The sequence below is a fragment of the Limnohabitans sp. 2KL-51 genome (genome assembly GCF_003063645.1).
Taxonomy (GTDB): Bacteria; Pseudomonadota; Gammaproteobacteria; order Burkholderiales; family Burkholderiaceae_C; genus Limnohabitans_A.
On record NZ_NESJ01000014.1, the window covers coordinates 81108 to 103922 of the forward strand.

Here is a 22815-nt window from a genome sequence, read left to right on the forward strand (position 1 = left end):
TAAAGCTTGGCTTGTTTGTTTTGCGCCTTTTTACTGCGCGATTGGGTGATTAGCTCTTTGGCTTTGCCAATGCTATGGCCCAAAGCTTCTTACCCGGCTTGGCTCAGAGGGCTCATCTTGCGCGTGATTTCGCGGTGCAAGCGGCCCAGTATGGTGATTTGGCGTTTGATCTTATGGCGCATGTGCCAGGACTTGCGTGCATGGGCGAAATGCCTCGCCTTGTAGCCCAGCAGTTGGCCTTATTTGGCGTGAGTTTGCTTGAGCTCGATGACCTCGGCCTTGGCCGCTTCGACCAGTGTCAAGCGAACGGTCTTCACCAGCTTGCTGTCGGTAGGGTGAGCGATGGCTTTATCTTGCACGGTGGAGTCAACAACGAATTGGCAGAGCTCTTTATTGGCGATCAGCTTCGAGGTAACGGCCACTTCAATGGTGCGAGCCAAGAGTTCTTAAACACCTTCTTCGCCCAGCTTTTTGCGGAGCTTGAGCAGTTGTATGGATTCGCAAGGCCAGCGGTGCTCAAAGTACTCATTGCCAAAAAAGTATTGCCAAGTGTGTCTCTCTCCCAAGCGTGGATGAGGTCTTCGCCGCTTTCGTTGAAGGCATATTTGAGGTATAGGAACTAGACCATTAGGCGGGTGGGCAAGCGGGGACGGCCGTCCTTGGAGACGCCAGCATCGGCAATAACCTCGGTTGTGTCAAACACGTCCCAGTCTCCGATCTTGTTGACTACGCTAACCTAACGGGCAAAGAGGTGGGCCAATGAGGCCTCGATTTGTTGCCAAGGCCTCCGGTTGTACATAAAAGCCAGGGGATGACGCAGATCGATCGTTTGATCGAGGCGGTTGCGAAAGAAATCGCTGGAGATAGACATAAGGGCTTCAAGAACACCCAGGTAACGGGCTCCATTGAATATCAATGCGAGAGTTTTCAACGTTGGGAATGATCCTGAAAGCTAGCATTCATGCGGGTTTAAGGGGGCTTTTAGGGATGACAGCTTAAACTGCCATCCGACTGTCCTTCGTCTGGAATTCTCGTCAGCATAAGAGTCTTGCAGATCAAGGAACTCAAAATTCTGTCACACGTGTTAAATGAAAAAGGTGATAATGATTTGAAAATAAACTTAAAATTTCGGCAACAAAAATTAGAGTTGTGCAACGCAGAAATCTAGTAAGCGAAATTTTCATTCCCGGAATAATTAAATAACCATTCTGCACTGAGGGTTTTGTGACATCTATGAAACTTTGATCAATAGATCACATATCTAAGAAATTGCACCATGAAAATTAATTCTTTTCCATACAAGACACTTGCGGATGCATTTCTTGAACAGTCTTCACCTGACAAAGGCATCACCATAGTTAACTCAAGTAACAGTGACTTATTTATAAATTATGATGAATTAAAAGAATTAGCGCTCAATTGGCTAGCTTATTTGCAAACAAAGGGTATTAAATCTGATGATAAGTTAATTTTAGTTACTGACGATCTAACCATTGCCACTTCAGTTTTTTGGGCGTGCATTATTGGAAAAATAATTGTAGTACCTGTTGCCATACCCACAAATTCAGAGGGTGAAAAAAAGATAAAGAACATCCATGAATTATTAGGCGACCCATGGTGTTTGTCGGATGTAAATTTGCATGATATTATTTTTCCAACTAAATCATTGGTTATGGAAAAAAAAGATTCAACTATCGAAATCGAATCTTTTAAAAGAATTTTGAATGTAGCAGATTATTTGGAATCTAAACATGATAATTGCCCATTGTTACCCAACAACTGGAGTCATGATGACATTGTTATGCTGCAATTTTCTTCTGGATCTACTGGTACTCCCAAGGGAGTCATGCTCACCAACAGCAATCTGTTGACCAATACATTTGCATTCGTATCGGGCATGAAAATTGATTCTCACCAAGATACCATACTGAGCTGGATGCCGCTAACACATGATTTTGGAATTATATTCTGTCACATCTTACCTGTTATTTATCGAATTTCGCACGTACTGATTCCAACAAAATTGTTTGTGCGCAATCCATTAATTTGGATGCAAAAAATATCTGATACCAAAGCTACCATCACTGCTGGACCTGATTATTCTTATCGATACTTTTTGAAACGTTATAAGACCAATGCAAATTATAATTGGGATCTCTCCAAGCTGCGAATCATTGCAAATGGTGCCGAGCCTATATCTTGTGAATTGGTAAGGCAATTTCTAAAAAAGTTGGAACCTTTTGGCCTTGTTCCAAATTCTATGCTTCCTGGTTATGGACTGGCAGAAGGCACACTGACAGCAACGATGGTTCCTACGGACGAGGGTCTTCAAAGTATCAGGGTTGAAAGGCTTTCGCTGACTCCTGGCATGCGCATCAAGCTGACTGAAAGCACTGTTGATGGCGTCGAATTATGCGACTTAGGCTTTCCAGCTTTGTCGGTGGAATTGCGTATAACCGATAACGATGGTGCAGTGTTGTCAGAAGAATGGGTAGGTAACATTGAAATTGCAGGTCCTAGCATCACCCAAGGCTATTTCAATGCTGTGGACGCAACCCGTGCTGCAATCTCCCCTGAGGGTTGGCTTGATACTGGGGATTTAGGATTTATCAAAGACGGTCGTTTGTTTGTGACTGGGCGGAAAAAGGATATTATAATAATAAATGGAATAAATTACTATCCTCAAGATATCGAACGTATAGTATCTGGAATTGATGGGATTGAGCAAAATATGGTTGCTGCTTGTGCAGTAACCATCCCCGGTGAAAATCGAGAGGGCTTGGCATTATTTGTTCGCTCACGGCGAGGAGTTCACTCTTTTTTGGAATTGGTTGAGACTCTTGAAGACCACATTGTGTCTAATATGGGCATGCCACTGGATTATTGCTTGGAGGTCTCACAGATCCCGAAAACAACCAGTGGAAAAGTACAACGCTTTTTACTTGCTCAACAGTTTTCCATGGGCGAATTTGACGAACAGATTCTGGAACAACAAACAGTGCGTCAAACAAATAGCAAAATTCCAGTGACACCGTTGTTAACGGATACCAATTTAATTCAACCTACATTGGTGCGTGAGATTGCACGATTTTTTCCTAATGAAAACTGGTCAGACATCAGCCGTTTTGAGATTTCTTGGCTAGATCTTGGCTTTACATCACTGATGCTTGTTGAGTTGGTTCGAAGAATTAATCGAGCACTGAATGTTAATTTGCAGATTTCAGTGCTATTTGATTTCCCCAATATCAATCAACTTGCAACTCATCTCACTCAACAAATTCTTCCTAAGATTTCCGAAAAACAGAACACTCCAAGAATAGGGTCAGATGTTGCAATTATAGGCATGGCAGTTAGATTACCTGGAAAAATTGGTACTCTCGAAGATTTTTGGAAATTATTAGTCAATGAACATGATGCCACAACATTTCTCCCCGAGTACAGGCGTTCTGAAATTTTCACAAACTCAACAGCTAATCTCAGGGGTGGTTATCTAAGCGGTGATGAGCAGTTTGATTGCAGATTTTTTAATCTGACACCTGTCGAAGCAGAGGCCATGGATCCCCGGCAAAGATTATTGTTGACAATGAGTTGGGAAGCATTTGAGCATGCTGGCATTGATCCCGCTAGTCTACGGGGCACTTCTGTGGGTGTTTATACAGGAATCAGTGGTACGGATTCTTTGATAAAGAAATCTAATGCTGGTCAATCGGGTGCTCTAGGACCCTATTCACTGACTGGTTCTGCGATCAGTATTGCATCCGGACGGTTGTCATATATTTTTGGACTCGAGGGTCCTAACCTCACTGTCGACACCGCTTGCTCTTCGTCTTTGGCTGCTGTGCACATGGCAGTCAAATCATTGCGAAGTGGAGATTGTGAGCTGGCCTTGGCTACTTCGGTCAACCTTATTTTAAATAACGAAGTTCAATCGGGTTTAATACAGATGGGGGCATTATCACCAGATGGCCATTGCAAGGCCTTTGATGCTTCTGCTGATGGTTATGCTCGAGGAGAAGGGGGCGGAGCAGTAGTTTTGAAGTCATTGGACAAAGCATTGGCTGACGGTGACAGAGTGCTGGCCGTGATCAAAGGAACTGGTTTAAACCATGACGGCGCTTCCAACGGACTGACAGCTCCCAGTGGAGTGTCCCAGCAGAAAGTTGTTCGCCAAGCTCTGGCTGATGCTCAAATTTTACCAAGAGCAGTTGACTATGTTGAGGCCCATGGAACTGGTACCTCGCTGGGTGATCCCATAGAGGTGATGGCTCTTGCTGCTGTTCACTCTGACCGAAAGCTGACTGACGTGCCATTGTGGCTTGGTTCGGTTAAAAGTAATGTGGCACATCTAGAAGCCGCTGCTGGCATGGCTTCGTTGGCCAAGTTGATTTTGGCAATGGAACATGGTGTTATTCCAGCATCTTTGCACGTGAAAAGTCTCAATCCCATGGTGCCGTGGGATTCAATTCCAGTGAAAGTAAGTGATGGATGTATACCCTGGCCGCAAAAACAATCTGATGAAAAGAGAGTTGCGGGTCTGAGTTCATTCGGGATGAGTGGCACAAACGTGCATCTGATTTTAGAGCAATCTTCTCCATCATATGCCAATTACAATTTAGAAGCTGGCGAGCAGGATAAAGCCGATTCACGTTTACTTTTGCTGTCTGCACGAAGTGACAAAGCTCTGAAAGAACTGATTTATGAATATCGTCATGTACTGGCAACAAAACCAGAAAATTTAAACGATTTGTGCATGACTGCAGCACGCGGCAGGTCAGTTTTTACAAACCGAGCAGGCTTTTCTGCATGCAACCCATCAGCAATGCTGCAAGCATTGACCCGACCGATTGAGCATGCGGGCCAGAAACCTGCATCACCACGCAAGCTTGCATTTGTCTTTCCCGGACAAGGCTCACAAATTCCGGGTATGGGCAAAGTTCTCTTTGACAGAGAACCTATTTTTAAAGAATGTATTTTACGAGCCGAAAAGTGCTTGGTAAACCACTTGCCATTGCCACTGACACAATTGATGTTTTCTGCATCAGTTGAAGAGCAGGCACAAACCCGATACACGCAGGTTCTGGTAGTGGCATTTGGTTTGGCGATGGCTGAGTTGTTGAAATCATGGGGAATCAAACCAGATGCTGTGATGGGTCATTCTATTGGTGAGATTACCGCAGCAACAGTTGCTGGAGTTTTTACCTTCGAGTCGGCTTTGGAGTTTGCTGCCCAACGTGGCGCTCTCATGCAAATTCTTGCAGACGGTTCAATGTTATCCATAGCAGCCAGCATACATGAAGCACAAAAATTAATCGATCTAATGGAAGGTAAGCTGACTATTGCAGCAATTAATGGTCCTGCATCACTGACCCTTGCGGGTGAACCAGATGTTATTGGGCTTGCTTTAGTTCAGTGTAAAGAAATGGGTATTCGGGCAACTCAACTTGATGTGACCCGTGCATTCCATTCTCATATGATGGATCCGATTCTTAACTCACTTGAAAACAGTTTAAATAGCTTAAACAATTTAGAACAGAATGAAATCCCTCTTTACTCAACAGTGACTGGGGCACTGGTAAGTACTCATGAGATGGATCAAAGCACCTATTGGTCAAGACATGCTCGAGAACCCGTGTTATTTGGTAAAGCGCTACAAAATTTATGCTCAGATTTAGATCCGATCATTTTTGAGTTAGGCGCTAAAACTGTCCTGGCACCTATCGGACTATCGAACCAACCAGACAATATCTGGCTACCGTGTTCAGGTTCTGCAGACCCTCTTTCAACCTTGGACGCAGCATTGGGTAAAGCTTTCGAGATGGGTGTTAATCTTAATTTGCATTCTATTTTTTCAGTCCGTCAAGGAAAGCGCGGTACCGCTCCCTTTTATCCGTTTCAAGGTTCCATGCCGATGATATCTGATTCAAATTTATCCGAGGTTAATTCCTTAATATCAACTGATAATTCCAAATTGCAAAATTCAGATTCAAATCTGGTCACATCCAATTTTCAAAATATGAATAATACTCAAAATATAAAAAATGATTTAATTGCTTTGATTTCTCAGATATCTGGGTTGCAAGCCAGTGAACTAGAGCCAGATACCAATTGGTTTGCGTTAGGCATGGATTCACTTCTCATCCTGCAACTGCAAATGGCAGTTTGCCGTGAGTTCAAAGTCGACCTCAAACTGAACGAAGTTTTTCAAGATGGTAAAACATTGAATGAGCTGCTGATTTTGATTCATTCTTTGTTACCCAAGTTGCCCCTAACATCTTCTGCAGCATCAACTTCCAATTCCATCCAGTCCATTGGCGTAGCGCCAAATACGTTGAAAATATCTAATGCCAACAATCATTCTCTCGTAGCACCCGTCGGTTCAGGTCTCGAAGAACTACTCACACAACAAGTTCAAGCCATGAGCCAGTTGTTCCGCCAACAATTGGAAATGATGAGCGGCGATATCAGTCATAGCTTCACTGAGAAACTGCAGTTAGATTCAGCAAATTCCGTTATCAAAGCACAGGTCGAAGTCATGGCTCCACCTTCAAATGAAATAAAAGGATTATATAAAAAAATCAAGACCCAAAAGGAAGATTGGTCTAATGAAAAAAAGAGTCATGCTTCAAGACTTGCAACTGAATTTAATAAAAAGACCACAAGTTCAAAAGAGCATACTCAAAATTTCCGAAGTGTTTATGCCAATCCAAGGTCTGTCATTGGATTCCGTCCAGAATGGAAAGAATTGACATATCCATTGCATGTTGAGCGTGCGTCGGGAGCCTATATTTGGGATATCGATGGGCATCGCTATGTTGATATCACCATGGGATTTGGAGTATCACTGTTTGGACATAATGTTTCATTTGTCAACGACGCCATTACATCAGAAATGGCTCTTGGAGCACCCTTAGGGCCGCAGACTCCAAAGGCGGCCAGAGTTGCCCAGATGATCGGTGAAATGACGGGGGTCGAACGGGTTGCTTTCTTCTCCACAGGTTCTGAAGCGACTATGGTTGCAACAAGATTGGCGCGATCAGTGACAGGTCGAAGCAAAATTGTCATATTCACCAACTCTTACCATGGAACCTTTGACGGTTTTCTGGCCACTGGCTGGATGCTGAATGGAAAAGCTACCAGTCTTCCCGTTGCTGAGGGAACTCCGCAGCAAATGATTGATGACACCATTGTGTTGCGTTACGGAGATGCCACGGCTCTGGACTACATACGAACCCACGCCAGTGAATTGGCTGCGGTCTTTGTTGAGCCCGTTCAAAGCAGGGATCCTAAGGTTCAACCTCGTGAATTTCTCAAGGCATTGCGAAAAATAACTGAAGAAAATGCATGTGCTTTGGTTTTTGATGAAATCATCATGGGATTCAGATTACACCCCCGAGGTGCACAACATCATTTTGGTGTGATAGCCGACATAGTGACTTATGGAAAAGTTCTTGCCGGTGGACTCCCTATAGGTGTAGTTGCGGGCAAGCGTAAATTTTTGGATGCAGTGGATGGAGGTGAATGGCAATTTGGAAACGACAGCACTCCAGCTTCAAGGACGGCTTTTGTTGCCGGTACATTCAACAATCACCCTCTTACCATGGCAGCCGCTGAAGCAGTTCTGCTGCATCTAAAAGAGCAGGGACCCAGTTTGCAAGAAACTTTGAATGCACGTACTCTGGGTATGGTGAATAGACTGAATGCTTTATTCCAGTCTGAGAACGTTCCAATCAGTGTGAGTCACTTTGGTTCATTATTCAGATTTGATTTCTCCCAGGAAACAGAAATTCTTAATTATCACTTACTCAATAAAGGGGTATTTGTATGGGAAGGACGTAATTGCTTTTTATCGACTGCACATTCAGAGGCTGATATTGACTTTATTGTGGAGGCCGTTCGTTCTAGCATTTTAGAAATGAAGTCTGACCGTTGGATTTTGCAAAGTTAGGAATTGATAATGTGTGGCATCGTTGGAATATTCGGATTTGGTGGGGATCTGACTGGACAGCAAAATACATTGGAACTTATGGCTAATTCGCTTCATCATCGTGGGCCAGATGAAAAAGGATCATATTTTTCAGATAATATTGCATTAGGATTCAGACGCTTATCAATCATTGATATCGCAAACGGACAACAACCTGTTCTCAGCAATGACAGAACGGTCGTTAGCATCTGTAATGGTGAATTATATAACCATGATGAACTCAGGCGTGAATTGCAGCAACTGGGACATCAATTTAGCAATCGTTCGGACACTGAACTTATACCGGCGCTTTACCAGTCTTTTGGTGATAATTTCGCACGTAAAATCAATGGGCAATTTGCCTTTGCAGTTTATGACTTGAGAAAAAATCGACTTTTATTAGGTCGGGATCATGTGGGTATTGCACCACTTTTTTACGCGAATATAAAGAAGGGAATTGTATTTGCTTCAGAAATCAAGGGACTCCTAGAACACCCAGAAGTTCCAAGAAAAGTTAATTTGCGGGGACTTGATCAAGTTTTTACCTTTCCCGGCACAGTAAGTCCTTGTACACTTTTTCAAGGGGTTGAGAGTCTTAGCGCAGGATCCATTTTGGTGATTGAAAGTGATGGTCAAACAAAAAGCCAAACGTATTGGGATCTTGACTATCCTTTGGCTGAAGAACTGGATGAAAGCCGTTCAATTATGGATTGTGTTGACGAACTTGATGCAGCTTTACGTCAATCAATCAAATATCGCCTTCAAGCAGATGTACCTACAGGAAGTTATATAAGCGGAGGACTTGACAGTTCATTGATCTCCGCGATAGTTGCTGATTTAACGGGTAACGTTCCAAGGCACAGCTTTTCTATTGCTTTCGATGATCCAAGGATTGATGAAAGAAATCATCAATCGGTTATGGTCAAACTCCTTAACAGTATTCATCACGAAGTAGTTGTGGGACCTGTTCAGGTTGAAAAACATCTATTGGACATGGTCAAGTTTTCCGAGACACCATTGCGCGAGTCATACAACGCATGTTCTTTGATGCTATCAGAGATGGCCAAACAAAATGGAATTAAAGTCATTCTTACCGGTGAAGGCGCGGATGAACTTTTTGGTGGATATGTTGGTTACCGCCTTGATGTTCACAGGACTGAAGGACTTAAAGCGGATAAAAAACTTGATTCCATCATGGAAGACCAGATGAGAAAGCATCTTTGGGGAGATTGTGATTTTTTCTATGAAAAAGAATACCATGCGTTTTCTGAAAGCAAACGTGCTATTTATTCCATGCATTTGAACAAGGATTTCAAAGATTTTGACTGTCTTTCTAATTCTCCTGTCAATTTAAATCAGTTACAGGGACGACATCATTTTCATAAGCGCTCTTACCTAGATTTCAAATTGCGTATGGCCGACCATTTGTTGGCAGATCATGGTGACCGCATGGCATATGCCAATGGTGTTGAAGCTCGATATCCATTTCTAGATACGTCTGTGATTGATGTTGCTCGTAAAATTCATCCTCGAGTTATGGTAAAGGACGGCCAGGAAAAGTTCATACTAAAAACGTTAGCAAAAAAATATTTGCCCAATTCCATCATTAGCAGACAAAAGTTTAGTTTTGTTGCGCCAAGCAGCAGTGCATTACTGTTTAAAAATAAACAAAAAATATTGAAATTGCTATCTCCCGAAAGAATTCAAAATGACGGTTTTTTTAATTCCGATACAGTAGATCATTTGATCAAAAGGTATGAGAGTAATGATCAAGAAATTAATCAGACTTTTGAAGATGACTGGCTCATGATTATTCTGACATTTAATATTTTTCTTGATACATTTAACATGAATAAATATGAGAAACCAACTTTGTCTCAAATAAAATTTGAAGTCAAAGAAGAAGGCTGGTAATTGAGCATTTATTATGTATATTTTAATAAGCTTAAAAATTCACCCATAATATTAAAGAGGTAAAATATGAAATACAACGTATATTTCGAGCAATTTGAATACCAAGTGACCTTACAGGAGTCTAGCAATGCCATTGTCTGTTCTGATGGTTGTTATACATATGATAAACTGAATAAATTAGCCAATCAAATAGCACATACATTAATCGAAGCAGGAATAGAATCAAAAAAACAATCAATTGTTGGTTTGTTTTTTTCATCAGGTCATAATTACGTTGCTTCACTTTTAGGTGTAGCAAAAGCAGGAGCTGCATTTTTACCACTTTCTCCTGATTTACCAGATGATCGTCTTGCAGGCTACATAAAGAAGGCTGATTGTTCATATTTAATTACTGATCGAAATCATGTTCCAGCTTTGCAGAAAGTAATAGATTCAATCTCAAGTTCTGCTCAAATAATTACACTAGATCAATGTCTTGAACAGACCAAGCAGGGAAATCCAGGTATTGCTGTTGGTCCTGCAGACGGCTGTTATGTCATGTTTACTTCGGGCTCAACTGGTCAACCCAAAGCCATTTTAGGCCAGCAGCGTGGATTAAGTCATTTCCTTCGTTGGGAATTGGAAACGCTTCAGTTGGACTCTACGGTGCGCAGTTCTTGGTTAGCGCCAGTAAGTTTTGATGTCAGTTTACGAGATATTCTTGTGCCATTGATGGCTGGTGGAACTCTTTTTTGGCCAGATGAAAATACAAGAATGCAACCGCATCGTCTGGTAACTTGGCTCCAAGAAAATAAAATCAATCTAATGCATTGTGTCCCTACCGTGCTCAGATTATTGACGAACGCATTACAAGAGTCGACTACGACTTTACCAGCGTTTCCAGATATGCGTTTCATATTGATTGCAGGTGAACCGTTATTTGGGTTTGACATAGAAAAGTGGAGAAATAACGCTGGATCCAATCATGAATTAATTAATTTGTATGGTCCTTCCGAAACCACTTTAGCGAAGTTGTATTACAGAATCAAACAAGTTCCTATTAATTTACAACAAGTTATTCCTATAGGCATACCCCTACCACACGCATCGGTTGTTATCTTACGAGATGGTACCGAATGTACAGTTGGTGAAATCGGTGAAATCTATTTGCGTACGCCTCATCGTTCTTTGGGATATCTCAATGACCCAGAACTGACCGCATCAGCATTCATTCAAAATCCCTTAAATTTAAATTCAGAAGATATTCTTTACAAAACAGGTGATATGGGCCGCCTGTTAGAGGATGGAAATGTGGAATGTCTTGGTCGAGAAGATAATCAGATTAAAATTAATGGTATACGAATTGAATATGCTGAGATTGAAAATGCATTAAGAAGCGTACCTGGAATTCATCATTGTGCTTGTTCACTGCATTATTTTTCTGACCAACGTACTTTGCTAGTTGCTTATTATACTCGTTCTGATAATTCAACAGAGCCCTTAGAATTAAGTGAAATTAGAAATCAGCTAGATACTCTTTTACCAGTTGTTATGCATCCGCAACGGTTCATTTTGTTGAAAAATATACCTGAAACAATAAGCGGTAAAGTCAATAGAAAAGCACTTCCTAAACCTGATGAACTCTACTATGAAAATAATGATTTTAATCAACCAGAAACACAAACTGAAAAATCTTTGGCATCAATATGGTCAGAACTGCTTGGAATTAAATTAGTAGGTATTGATACAAGTTTCTCCACACTTGGGGGGGATTCATTACGTGCAATTAAATTTCTGATGAAAATTTATCAAACTTTTCATGTTGAGATTTCTCTGGGAGATTTTTTTCAGAACAATACAATTCGTAACATTGGTAAAATATTAGACAAAGTCAAATTAGAACAAACTAACGAAATTATTGAAAAGCTGCCAGAAGCTGACAGTTATGATGTGTCACCCTCACAGAAAAGATTGTGGCGTCTTCATCAAATGGGAATAGCTCCCGATGCGTACAATCTTCCTATGGCTTATTACATATCGGGACAGCTTGAAGTGGGAATTTTTAAAGAAGCTTTCGATATTCTTGTTGATCGACACGAAGCATTGAGAACAATATTTAAAGATGATAACGGAGTAATTAAACAAGTCGTATTGCCCAAATTGAATTGGCAACTAGAAATTGACGATATTCAATTCAATGAAAATAACAACGTTAGAATAAATAATTTGGTTAAATTGAATGCTGAATATAATTTTAATTTATCAGCAGGACCTTTATTTCGATTGTCATTGATTAAATTACCCAAAGAAAATGATACTGGATTAGAGCGATATTTGCTTATTTTCAATGTACATCATATTATCAGTGATGTTTGGTCTTTGACCATAATGGTACGCGAGTTAAGTCATTTATACGAGTCATTGAAATTAAAAACCTCACCAACTTTAAGTGCCTTAAGAATTCAACAGCGAGATATTACTTCTTGGCAAGAAAAGTATTTGAACAGTGAAAAAGGTAAGAATGATGCCACATATTGGCAGAACCATTTTCACAATGTTCCAGTTCCTCTTGATTTACCAACGGACAGATCACGCCCTGCAGTTCAGACCTTCAATGGGAAGACGATCAGAAAAGTGTTGCCTTTAGAAACCAGTGATCTTTTGAGAGAATTTGCAAATACAGAAAAGGTTACACTTTTTGTTGTCTTGAATACATTAACTAAAATATTGTTAATGCGCTATAGTGGTCAAAATGACATTGTTACTGGCAGTCCTGTTGCTGGAAGAAATCATTATGAAATGGAAAACCAAATCGGTTATTTTGTAAACATTATCGCCTTAAACGATACTTTTAATTTAGAAGATAATTTTAAAATCAGCCTAAAAAAATCTAATTCGACGATCTCGGAGGCTTTGATACATCAGCAATATCCATTTGATTCATTGGTAGAATCATTAAATCTTATGCGGGACATGAGTAGATCGCCTTTATTTGATGTGATGGTGGTGGTTGATACATTTGACTCTTTTGATTTGAATCTTCATGGATTAGAAATTAAAAAATTTACAGAAGAAAATAATTGGAATTTTAGTCGTTACGATTTGGTTTTTCACTTCCAGACAGAAGCAGGACAAATAATTTTAGATATCAATTACAACAGTGATTTATTTGATTATGATAGGGCCATTAAATTATCAAACCATTTTGAAAATCTAACTAAATCTGCTCTGTTGTCACCAAATTCCCCCATCGGAAAATTAAATTTATTGTCCAAAAGTGAGCTGGAAATTATTAAATTATTTTCAGTTGGTCCATCATCAGTTAAAAATAATTTTACCATTTCAGATTTATTAAAATTAGTTTGTGATAAAAATGAGCAAAATCTTGCTGTTCAGCAGGGTCATTCATCAATAACATACAAAAATCTTCTCCAATACAGTGACTTTCTTGCATATAAATTGATGAAGGATTATGGTGTTGAATTGGGTGACAGGATCACTGTTATTGCACATCGCAATATTGAATCGGTCGTGTGCATGTTGGCAATCATGCGGGCAGGTGCTATTTATGTACCCATTGATCCTGCCAATCCCAAGGGAAGGATTGCCGGCCTAATTAAAAAGGCTCGCTCTAATTTGATCTTATTAGTTTCTTCATCGGATTTTGATTTGATTGAAAATTGCAATATTCCGCATTTTTTAATTAACGAAAATTCATACATTGGTGAGTATGTTAATGATATTAAATTTCCAAATATAACGATTAATGATGCTGCTTATTTAATATTTACCTCCGGATCTACTGGAGAACCAAAAGGAGTTATTGTTCCACACGGTGGATTTATAAATATGTCTTTATATCAAATTGATGTATTTAAAATTGATACGTCTGATAGAGTTTTGCAATTTGCTTCACCCTCTTTCGATGCATCTTTGGCCAATATGTTCATGGCCCTATTCGCAGGTGCTTCTATAATATTGCCATCTAAAAATTCCATTGAATCAAAAGATAATTTTCTTGAATTTATACAACTTTCTCAATCTACTGTTGTCACATTACCAACAAGTTTTCTTCGCGCTTTGAATAAAGATTCACTGCACAGTGTCAGAGTATTGGTCACGGCTGGAGAAGCTGCTCCTGTCGAAGAACTTGCATATTACGCTGAATCGATGAATGTTTTCAATGCATATGGTCCCACTGAATTTTCTGTTTGTGCAAGTGTATATTCTGTAAAGTCTCAGGATGGAAGTTTACAAAGAATTCCAATTGGAAAGCCCATATCCAATTCCAAGATATTTATATTAGATTCAACTGGTAATTTTTGTCCTTTGGGTGTGCCAGGTGAAATCTTTCTGGCTGGAACTGGTCTGTCATTGGGTTATTTTGATGATATCGAATTAACCCAATCTAAATTTATTTTCTTAGACCAATTAAATGAATATGTCTATAAAACGGGTGATATAGGTTGTTGGCTTGAAGATGGGTCTGTTGATATTTTGGGACGCAATGATGATCAAATTAAAATTTCAGGTCATCGTATTGAGATTGGCGAAATTGAACACGCACTACGTGATTTGCCAGGTATAGCGGACGCTACCGTTACATCCATACTGCGCTCAGACAAAACACTGTCGTTGGCAGCATATTATTGCTTAGTTCCGTCTGTTGAAATTTGGCCTTCAGTGGCTGAATTCTTTGTTTATGATGACGTTGTTTACTCTAGCATGGCGAATGATCAACGACGCAATAGAAGGTACCGAGAATCTTTTGAACGTCATTTAAAGGGAAAGGTCGTTGTAGATATTGGTACAGGACCTTTTGCAATACTTTCACGTATAGCCATTGATGCAGGCGCTAAACGTGTTTATGCAATTGATTTATTGGAGTCTACAGCCAATAAAGCGCGACAAACTGTTTCTGAATTAGGATTATCTGACAAAATTATTGTATTACAAGGTGATGCCCGCAGTATTCAACTTCCTGAATTGGTCGATTTTTGTATTTCTGAAATTGTGGGTGGAATTGGTGGCTCTGAAGGAGCTGCTGACATCATTAACCAATCACGAAAGCTGCTTAAATTCCCGCATCAAATTTTGCCACAACGCAGTGTCACACACATTGCTGCGGTCAGCTTAGAGTCTGGCAGTTGGGAGAAGGGGTTCAGCAATGTGGCCGCACACTATGTTGAGAAAATTTTCAGTGAAGTAGGAGCACCTTTTGATTTGAGGTTGTGTATCAAAAATTTTCCTAATTCTGCATTGATTTCTTCTCAAGGAATTTTAGAAGATTTGGATTTTACAAATAATGTTGCTTTAGAATCTGAACATACTGAATGTTTGATCATCAATAAAGCCTCTTCCCTAACCGGATTTTTGGTTTGGTTGCAACTGCACATTGACTCAATTAGTAGTGTTGATATTTTAGAAAACCCGGATAGTTGGCTTCCAGTTTATATTCCAATTGATCCTAATAATATTAAACTTAATATTGACGATCAATTGCATTTGAATATAAAGCGAAAATTATCGAAAAATTTATTAAACCCAGACTTTATTATTTCTGGTTTTATTGAACGTGATGGTGAAAAAATCCAAAATATAAATTGCAATAGCCTTCATTTTGGAGAAGGATATCGACAAACACCTTTTTATCAAATTTTATTTGCAAATAATGACATTCCGAAAATCGATAATTTAGACAGTCAGGCTGTCAGGCGCTCACTTGCCGAGAGATTGCCATCGTATGCGATTCCAGCATTCTTGATCAGTCTTGATGCTCTGCCTCTGAACGTTAATGGTAAAGTCGATAAAAAGGCATTACCCAATCCACTCTCAAATAATAATATTGAATCATTAGATAATTCTGTAAATCCGTTAGAGAAAATAGTTTTACAAGTTTGGCGAGATGTGTTGGGTCGACAAGACATTGGTGTCCACGATGACTTTTTCATGCTTGGTGGCGACTCCATGAGAGCCATTCAAATGATTTCTAAATTTAATTTACTGGGGTTGAGTTCTGAAATACGACATATTTTCCAAAATCCAACTGTTTCCAAATTGACAAATGTGATTCAAAATACAGTTCACATAACAGATCAAAGTCCTGTTATCGGTGAAGTTCCATTGACGCCGATACAGTCTTGGTTTTTTGAACAAATGAAGGACAGTTTGAACCACTTTCACCAAGCAGTGTGTTTACGATCAAAGCATCCGATAGAACTTGAACCATTAAAGAAAGCTTTTACCTCGGTTTGGATTCACCATGATGCGCTGCGAGCTAAATTTTCAATGAATTCAGGTTCTCAAGTATTTGCTGATCTAGGTGATGTACCTTCGATCACAGTCATTCAGTCTGCAGACAATGAAAATTTCAAGGATTATGAGAACAATGTTTATCATCACACCAATATTGAAGAAGGTCATCTTTTCAGTGCATTACTGATTTCTTCTAATAATCGTCAAGAACTCTTTTTAATTGCACATCATCTTGTAGTAGACAAAGTTTCTTGGGGTATCATTATTGAGGATTTTTCATCTTCCTATGAGTCAGCCCTAAAAGGTCAGACACCCGTATTACCTTTGAAGTCTGATTCATACAGAGATCATGCAGTTCGAATAAAGAACTTAAGCAATCTGTCTGATTGGTCTGACATGTCAATATATTGTAGAAATATCGCTGCACCATTGCCAGCATTTTTTGACAGAACAGATGGTTCCATTCGTCGTGGTGGCGACATGTTGGTCACATCCAAGCTTGTTGAAATAAAAGCAACATCAGAACTTTTAGATTGTATCAAGGGTAGTAATGGAATCAATTTACAAGAAATTTTGCTTTTATCTCTAGGAATGGCAATACACCGTGTCATTGGACAGTCTAATACATTGATAACACTTGAGTCACATGGTAGAGCTTGGCCTGAAAATCTTAATTGTCAACTCAATAGTTTAAATTTATCTCGCACAGTAGGTTGGTTCACTGTTCATTATCCCTATATGTTAGATCTTCATCCTAACTTGTCAATTAATGATCAGCTTTCACATGTCAAGCACTCTTTGGATTCAATTCCTGATCAAGGTTGGAGTTTCGGTATTGTTGAGCCCATTATTCGCGCGCAAAATTCATCCAATCCTGTTACAGGTCAAGTAGGATTTAACTATCTTGGAAATATGTCTTCCAAATCAGAGAACAGTCGTTTTGAAGTAATTTGGGAAACTGAGGGTGATACGGTAGGTTCAAACAGTCAAAGCCCTCATCCCCTTGATTTACTTTCTTACATTGAAGATAACCAAATTATCCTGCATCTGGCATACGATAAAATATCCGTTAAGAAAGAATTGGCCGATGGTTTATTAGCTTCAATTTTATCCAATTTATCTGAAATCAGAGATGGAATCTTGTTGGGTAATAAAAATATTGCTTTTACCACGAATAATTTTATTTACAAAGGACTAGATGATTCTGATATTGATGATTTGCTCTCTTAATAAATATAAGTTATTTCAAATTCCATGGATCATTTAATCTCCAAATATCCCCGTGGTGCTCGGTGGATGGACAGTCGCATCGGCAATAAACCGCTTATGGTTTGCCTTCCTTTTGCTGGTGGTGGGGCATCCATATTTGCAGGTTGGAAGCATGCACTTTCAGAATATGTCGAAGTGAGCCCTATTTATTTACCTGGGAGAGAAGTTAGATCTAATGAACTTCCAATTTCGAATATGCTTACATTAATTAGTGAGTTGGTATCATACTGGAAATATTGTGATTTTATTCCTGATGTGGTATTTGGGCACAGTATGGGTGCTGCTTTAGGATATGAGTTGTGTGCTGCTCTTCAATCAAATGGTTTACCAGTACCTAAATTGTTGATCTTGTCTGGACACGCGTGTCCAGAGTCTAGAATCTTTAATTCGTTTAATCATTTAGAAGATAGTACATTTATTAAATCTATCTTTTCTCTTGGGGGTTTAGATCCTGAGATTACAAAAAGTCCAGAACTAATTGCATATTTATTACCAATTTTAAGGGCTGACTTTACTTTAATTGAAACATGGAAGCCTTCAGAAGTTATTCTTTCAGATACTGATATTTTGACAATTTCCGGTGAACAAGATGAGTCAGCTTCTTTAAAAAAAATGATTGGTTGGAATAAATACACTAGCTGTCAAGTAAACTCAATCACAATACAAGGAAATCATTTTTTTATACAGCAACAACGCTCTGAGTTATTAATCTTGCTTAAAAATAAACTCATGAATTTTTTTAAATAATTAAAATGTTTAATATTGAATTTTCATCAATAGATTCTTATGATGATATTTCTGAATCATTTTTAATTCTTTCTGAAACTGAAAAATTGCGTGCAAGAAAGTTTCTTAAAATACAGGATAGTTTGCGATTTAAATTAGGTCGTATTTTGGTGCGTAATCGTCTTTCTAAAGAGCTGGGTTTAAGTCCAGAAAAAGTACCAATTCTAATAAATAGTTTAGGGAAACCAATTTGTCCAATCAGTAATTCTTCAGAGTTTTCAATTTCACATGCAGGTTCTTTAGTGGTTGTTGGTTGGTCTGATTTACCCATTGGTGTTGATATTGAGCCTTTGACTGCATTATTGGATCCAAATTTGGATAATTTAATATTTAATACAAATGAAATAAATTCCTTTATCGATTTGGAAGAGGATAATAATTATCATCGACTGATGTTATTTGTTGCCAAAGAAGCTGTTTTAAAGTGTTTGGGTTTGGGTTTTAGTGTTGATCCAAAATTGGTAGAACTTAAAGAGTTTATAAAACCTTGTAAAATTTTTTCAGCCTCCTATTCGGATAATTTGATTTTTGTCAAGATTTTAAATCTTCCCAGTGGTTATCTGCTCGGTGTGGCGTCACATTCATTTGACAGACTTTTTTTAAAAAAGGCATGTGCAGAATAAACCCGCTCCCGCACGCTCCGACGAGCCTGAGTGATCCGATCGAATTCAATGGACTCGTCGCGGGAAGTAGGCGCTGCGACTCACGCTGCCGGTCCCCAGCCAGCCTTTTCACGCTGGTCGAGCCACCACTGATAGACCGGCGCCATTTGCCGGTATTCGGGGGCAACCTTGAGCTGCAGGGCGGCATGCTGCACCCAGTAGGGGTTGGCCAGCATTTCGCGGCCTAGCGCGACAAGATCGGCCTGTCCCTTGGCAATGATGGCCTGTGCATGCTCTGGCTCGATGATCAGGCCGACCGCTATCGTGGGGATCTGGGCATCACGACGAACGCGCTCGGCATACGGCACCTGAAACCCCATGCGCCGCTTCTCTGCTGTCGCCTGTGTCGCTCTCGTACCGATGCCACCCGCTGAACAGTCCATAGCGTCAACGCCACGTGCTTTCAGCTCTCGTGCCAGCAGCACTGATTCGTCGATAGTCCAGCCGCCATCGTCTACCGAAGAGCAACGAAAAAACAGCGGTTTGTGAGAGGGCCAGCGGGCGCGTACCGCGCTTGTCACTTCCAGAACGAAACGCATGCGGTTGGCCAAGCTGCCGCCCCACCGGTCGGCGCGAAGATTGGACAGTGGCGAGAGGAATTGATGCAGCAGGTAGCCATGCGCGCCGTGCAGCTCGATCACGTCAAACCCCGCCTCATCAGCCCGTTGAGCTGCCTGCGCAAAGGCATTGATCACAGCCATGATGTCGTCCTCGCCCATCTCGCGGGGCACTGGCCAACCCGGCCCGTGAGCGATGGCGCTGGGGCCGATCACCTCCCAGTGCGCCTGCCCTTCGATCGGCTGGCTGCGATCGAGTGGGCCATTGCCTTCCCAAGGACGCTGGGTCCCGGCCCGGCGACCCGCGTGGTTCAGCTGAATACCGACAGCAGCGCCTTGCTGGTGGAGAAAGTCGACGATGCGGCGCAGCGCTGGCACCTGTGCGTCCTGCCACAGACCCAGGTCGCCGACTGTTCCCAGTCCACGGCGTTCCACCTTACTGGCCTCCATGAACACCAGGCCGGCACCGCCCAGAGCAAACTTGGCGAAATGCGCAAAGTGCCAGTCGGTGGCGACACCGTCGATGGCGGCGTACTGGGCCATCGGGGACACCATGACCCGATTTTTCAGGGTCAGGCTGCGCAGCGTGAACGGGGAAAACAGTGGAGATTCATGCATGGGAGTGATGTGAGTTCGACAGGGCCACAAGACGGCGAGCCCCAAAACCGGATACGGATGAGGCTCTGGCCATCAGGAAGCATCGAGCACACGATGCGCCAGCGCCTGTCCGGTGGCCTCCGTCCCGAGCTTTCCCCCTACGTCGGACGTGGCCTGCCCCTGTGAAATCGCATCCACCACCGCAGAATCGATCGCTGCAGCCGCCTTCAGAAAGGACTCGAGGCCTTGTCGCTTTCCATGACTTGCGAGCAGCTGGCTGGCAGACAGAATCAGGGCACACGGATTGGCCATGTTCATGCCAGCGATGTCCGGCGCTGAGCCATGGGCAGCCTGGGCCATCGCGTGCAGATCACCGGCGTTGAGGGATCCGCCCAGTCCCAGGCTACCGGAGAGTTCTGCGGTGAGGTCGCTCAGGATGTCGCCAAACATGTTGGTGGTGACGATGACATCGAACCGGGCCGGGTTGCGAACGACGTGCGCCATCATCGCGTCAACGATGCAATCGTCCACCACCAGATCCGGGTAGTGGCTGGCCACTTCACGGCAAATTTGGATGAACATCCCGTCGCCCAGCTTCAGTACGTTGGCCTTGTGCACGATGGTCAAGCGGCGACGCCGCGTCATGGCCAGCTCGCAGGCTGCCCGGGCCACGCGCTCGCAACAGTGACGGGTGATGCGACGCAGCGAGATCACCACGTCCGGCGTGATCAGCATCTCACTGCTGCCCGACTCGATGTTCCGGTCCGCATAAAACCCCTCTGTGTTTTCGCGCACAACCACCAGGTCGAACGCGCCCACCTTGCTGGGCACACCGGGGTAAGTCCGGGCCGGTCGCACGTTGGCGTAGAGATCGAGCGCTTTGCGAAAGAACTTGGACGGATTGATCTCGCCCTTGGATTCATCCTTGAAATCGTACGTCGCCATCGGCCCCAGGATCAGCCCATCGGCTTGGCGCACCTTTTCGAGCAGCGCGGGCGTGACAGTCGCGCCATGCCGGCGCAGGCTCTCATGGCCAGCGATATCGGGCATGAAATCAAGCCCGAGAGCAAAGCGACGCGAAGCCGCTTCGAGCACCGCCATCGTGGCAGAAGCAATCTCTGGGCCGATGCCATCTCCCGGCAGAAGAACTATTTTCATGGTGCTTGATTTCCGGGCGATGCCCTGTTGAAGACAAAGGCAAGCATGTGAGATCAGCTTGTGTGGACGCGGCCCAGCGGTTTGAGACGAACGCCAGAACGAAGCTTGCGGAAGGGGTAATCGCTGGGATCGGCCCCGTAGTAGCCGGGCGCCAGCACAACCAGAACAGCCTCGGCCAGGGGCTCGAACTCCGCCCGGTAGTGACAGGTGCTCTTAAGCGCAAGGATCTTCTGCGCTGCGGGCTCGACGCCCAGATGGCGAAATGGCGCTTGGTCGTAGGCTTGCGCACGCTTGCTGGTGACCGCCACACGCACGCCACCCACTCGCAGCAGCGCCATCAGGCCCAGATCCACCTGGCGACCGCCGGTGACCGCACCGGTCGTCATGAACTGCCCACTGCCCAGCGCCTCAATCGTGAATGAGGCTGAAAACGGCGTCACGCCCTGCGGACCGGACCGGCCGCCCAGGTCCAGCGTCAGCAGTTGGCCCACACCGGCCGCATGCGCTGCCGCTGCCGCTTGGGCGTCGCAAAGCAATCCCATCACGGCCCCCTGCGCATCAGCCGCCACGAGCGCCTTGAGCAAGCCCGTGGCATCTGCGGTGCCACCGCAGCCCGGGTTGTCTTGCGTGTCGGCGAGCACAACCGGACGATTGGCGGTCTGCGCGATGGCGATGGCGCGCGCCACCCCTTCCTGCGGTGAGAACATTTCCTCGGCAAACTGCCCCTCCCGCTCGACGATCGCATCGAACATCACATCAGCTGCACGGTCCGCCGCGTCCTGAGTCCAGGCATGCGCAATGACGGAGGGACCACACCAGTGCAGGTCAGAGGGAGGAAACCCGGCCAGGTAGGACAGGTTCACTACCTCCTTTTCGAGCACCTGGGAGAGACTGACCACGTGCTGGGAGGGATCGACCATCGTGCATTGGCCGTTGAGCGGAATTAGAAACGGCAATTTGCGCAATGCACGACCAGTGGGCCGACCACGCGCGAGCAGCGTCTCACAGACCTGGGCCGCATAGCCGCCGGTTTCGATGCGGTCCACGTGCGGATAGGTGCGGTAGGCGATCAGCCCGTCGGTCAGTTGCACCATCTCTGGCGTGACATTGGCATGGTAGTCCAGGCTAATCACGATAGGCACCTGCTCGCCCACCGCCGCACGGACCCTTCGCAGCAGCTCACCCTCTCCGTCCTCGAAGTCATCGGTCACCATCGCACCATGCAGGTCGAGATAGACCGCATCCAGGGGCATGGCCTGCGACAACAGGCCCACGATGCTGCCCGCAATGCGCTCGAAGGCGTCACGCGTGACCATTCCGCCCGCACCGCCACTGGTCCACAGCAGCGGTACCAGGTCGTGCGAACTGCGCATGGCCCGAATGAACCCGGTGATCGCAAAGCTGGTGTCGCTCAGCCAGGTCAGTACCTCGTCGCCGTACACCAGGGGCGGACGGTCGCGATGCGAAGCGAAATAGGAAAAATCGGTGCGCGAGTCGACGAAGCAGTTGGTCTCGTGCTGGAAACCGGCGATTGCGATGCGTGCCATGCGTGGGTCCGTATTCAGTAAAAGTCCGAACCGCGGTCAATTCCGAGGGCGGTTCCGGTGATGAAGGAAGATTCGTCGCTGGTGAAAAAAACGGGCTGCGCCACCGCCTTAGTCGTCACGAACCAGTG

General features: G+C 43.4%; 9 protein-coding genes. 6 read left to right on the top strand and 3 right to left on the bottom strand.

From position 1 onward, the window contains the following. Positions 1-74: 74 nt before the first annotated feature. The 6 genes from B9Z49_RS15300 to B9Z49_RS15345 all read left to right on the top strand — a co-directional run bounded on the left by B9Z49_RS15300 (position 75) and on the right by B9Z49_RS15345 (position 18789). Positions 75-623, top strand: a complete 549-nt coding sequence (locus B9Z49_RS15300) for a hypothetical protein (RefSeq protein WP_146188542.1) — start codon at positions 75-77, stop codon at positions 621-623. A gap of 653 nt (positions 624-1276) precedes the next feature. After that, positions 1277-7945, top strand: a complete 6669-nt coding sequence (locus tag B9Z49_RS15305; RefSeq protein ID WP_108354305.1) for a type I polyketide synthase — start codon at positions 1277-1279, stop codon at positions 7943-7945. Positions 7946-7954: 9 nt separating this feature from the next. Then, the gene (asnB, locus tag B9Z49_RS15310) at positions 7955-9877 is read left to right on the top strand and encodes an asparagine synthase (glutamine-hydrolyzing) (protein WP_108354306.1); all 1923 of its coding nucleotides are present in this window, start codon (positions 7955-7957) and stop codon (positions 9875-9877) included. 66 nt (positions 9878-9943) lie between these two features. Beyond that, complete coding sequence (locus B9Z49_RS21640; protein ID WP_146188543.1) at positions 9944-17341, top strand: non-ribosomal peptide synthetase; 7398 nt, start codon at positions 9944-9946, stop codon at positions 17339-17341. A 24-nt stretch (positions 17342-17365) separates the two neighbouring features. Beyond that, entirely contained in the window at positions 17366-18127 is a 762-nt protein-coding gene (locus tag B9Z49_RS15340; protein WP_108354308.1) for a thioesterase II family protein, read from the top strand. Between the two features lie 5 nt (positions 18128-18132). After that, entirely contained in the window at positions 18133-18789 is a 657-nt protein-coding gene (locus B9Z49_RS15345) for a 4'-phosphopantetheinyl transferase superfamily protein (RefSeq protein ID WP_108354309.1), read from the top strand. A gap of 80 nt (positions 18790-18869) precedes the next feature. Here B9Z49_RS15345 and B9Z49_RS15350 read toward each other — a convergent pair whose 3' ends face one another. The 3 genes from B9Z49_RS15350 to B9Z49_RS15360 form a co-directional block, all read right to left on the bottom strand. After that, entirely contained in the window at positions 18870-20003 is a 1134-nt protein-coding gene (locus tag B9Z49_RS15350) for an NADH:flavin oxidoreductase/NADH oxidase (protein ID WP_108354310.1), read from the bottom strand. A 72-nt stretch (positions 20004-20075) separates the two neighbouring features. After that, entirely contained in the window at positions 20076-21140 is a 1065-nt protein-coding gene (locus B9Z49_RS15355) for an isocitrate/isopropylmalate dehydrogenase family protein (RefSeq protein ID WP_108354311.1), read from the bottom strand. Between the two features lie 53 nt (positions 21141-21193). Beyond that, complete coding sequence (locus tag B9Z49_RS15360; protein ID WP_108354312.1) at positions 21194-22687, bottom strand: M81 family metallopeptidase; 1494 nt, start codon at positions 22685-22687, stop codon at positions 21194-21196. Between the last annotated feature and the right edge of the window lie 128 nt (positions 22688-22815).

What these genes read in the sequence shown, in the direction of transcription:
- B9Z49_RS15300 (WP_146188542.1), top strand. Translation starts at nt 75, where the DNA reads ATGGCCCAAAGCTTCTTACCCGGCTTGGCTCAGAGGGCTCATCTTGCG.
- B9Z49_RS15305 (WP_108354305.1), top strand. Translation starts at nt 1,277, where the DNA reads ATGAAAATTAATTCTTTTCCATACAAGACACTTGCGGATGCATTTCTT.
- asnB (WP_108354306.1), top strand. Translation starts at nt 7,955, where the DNA reads ATGTGTGGCATCGTTGGAATATTCGGATTTGGTGGGGATCTGACTGGA.
- B9Z49_RS21640 (WP_146188543.1), top strand. Translation starts at nt 9,944, where the DNA reads ATGAAATACAACGTATATTTCGAGCAATTTGAATACCAAGTGACCTTA.
- B9Z49_RS15340 (WP_108354308.1), top strand. Translation starts at nt 17,366, where the DNA reads ATGGATCATTTAATCTCCAAATATCCCCGTGGTGCTCGGTGGATGGAC.
- B9Z49_RS15345 (WP_108354309.1), top strand. Translation starts at nt 18,133, where the DNA reads ATGTTTAATATTGAATTTTCATCAATAGATTCTTATGATGATATTTCT.
- B9Z49_RS15350 (WP_108354310.1), bottom strand. Translation starts at nt 20,003, where the DNA reads ATGCATGAATCTCCACTGTTTTCCCCGTTCACGCTGCGCAGCCTGACC.
- B9Z49_RS15355 (WP_108354311.1), bottom strand. Translation starts at nt 21,140, where the DNA reads ATGAAAATAGTTCTTCTGCCGGGAGATGGCATCGGCCCAGAGATTGCT.
- B9Z49_RS15360 (WP_108354312.1), bottom strand. Translation starts at nt 22,687, where the DNA reads ATGGCACGCATCGCAATCGCCGGTTTCCAGCACGAGACCAACTGCTTC.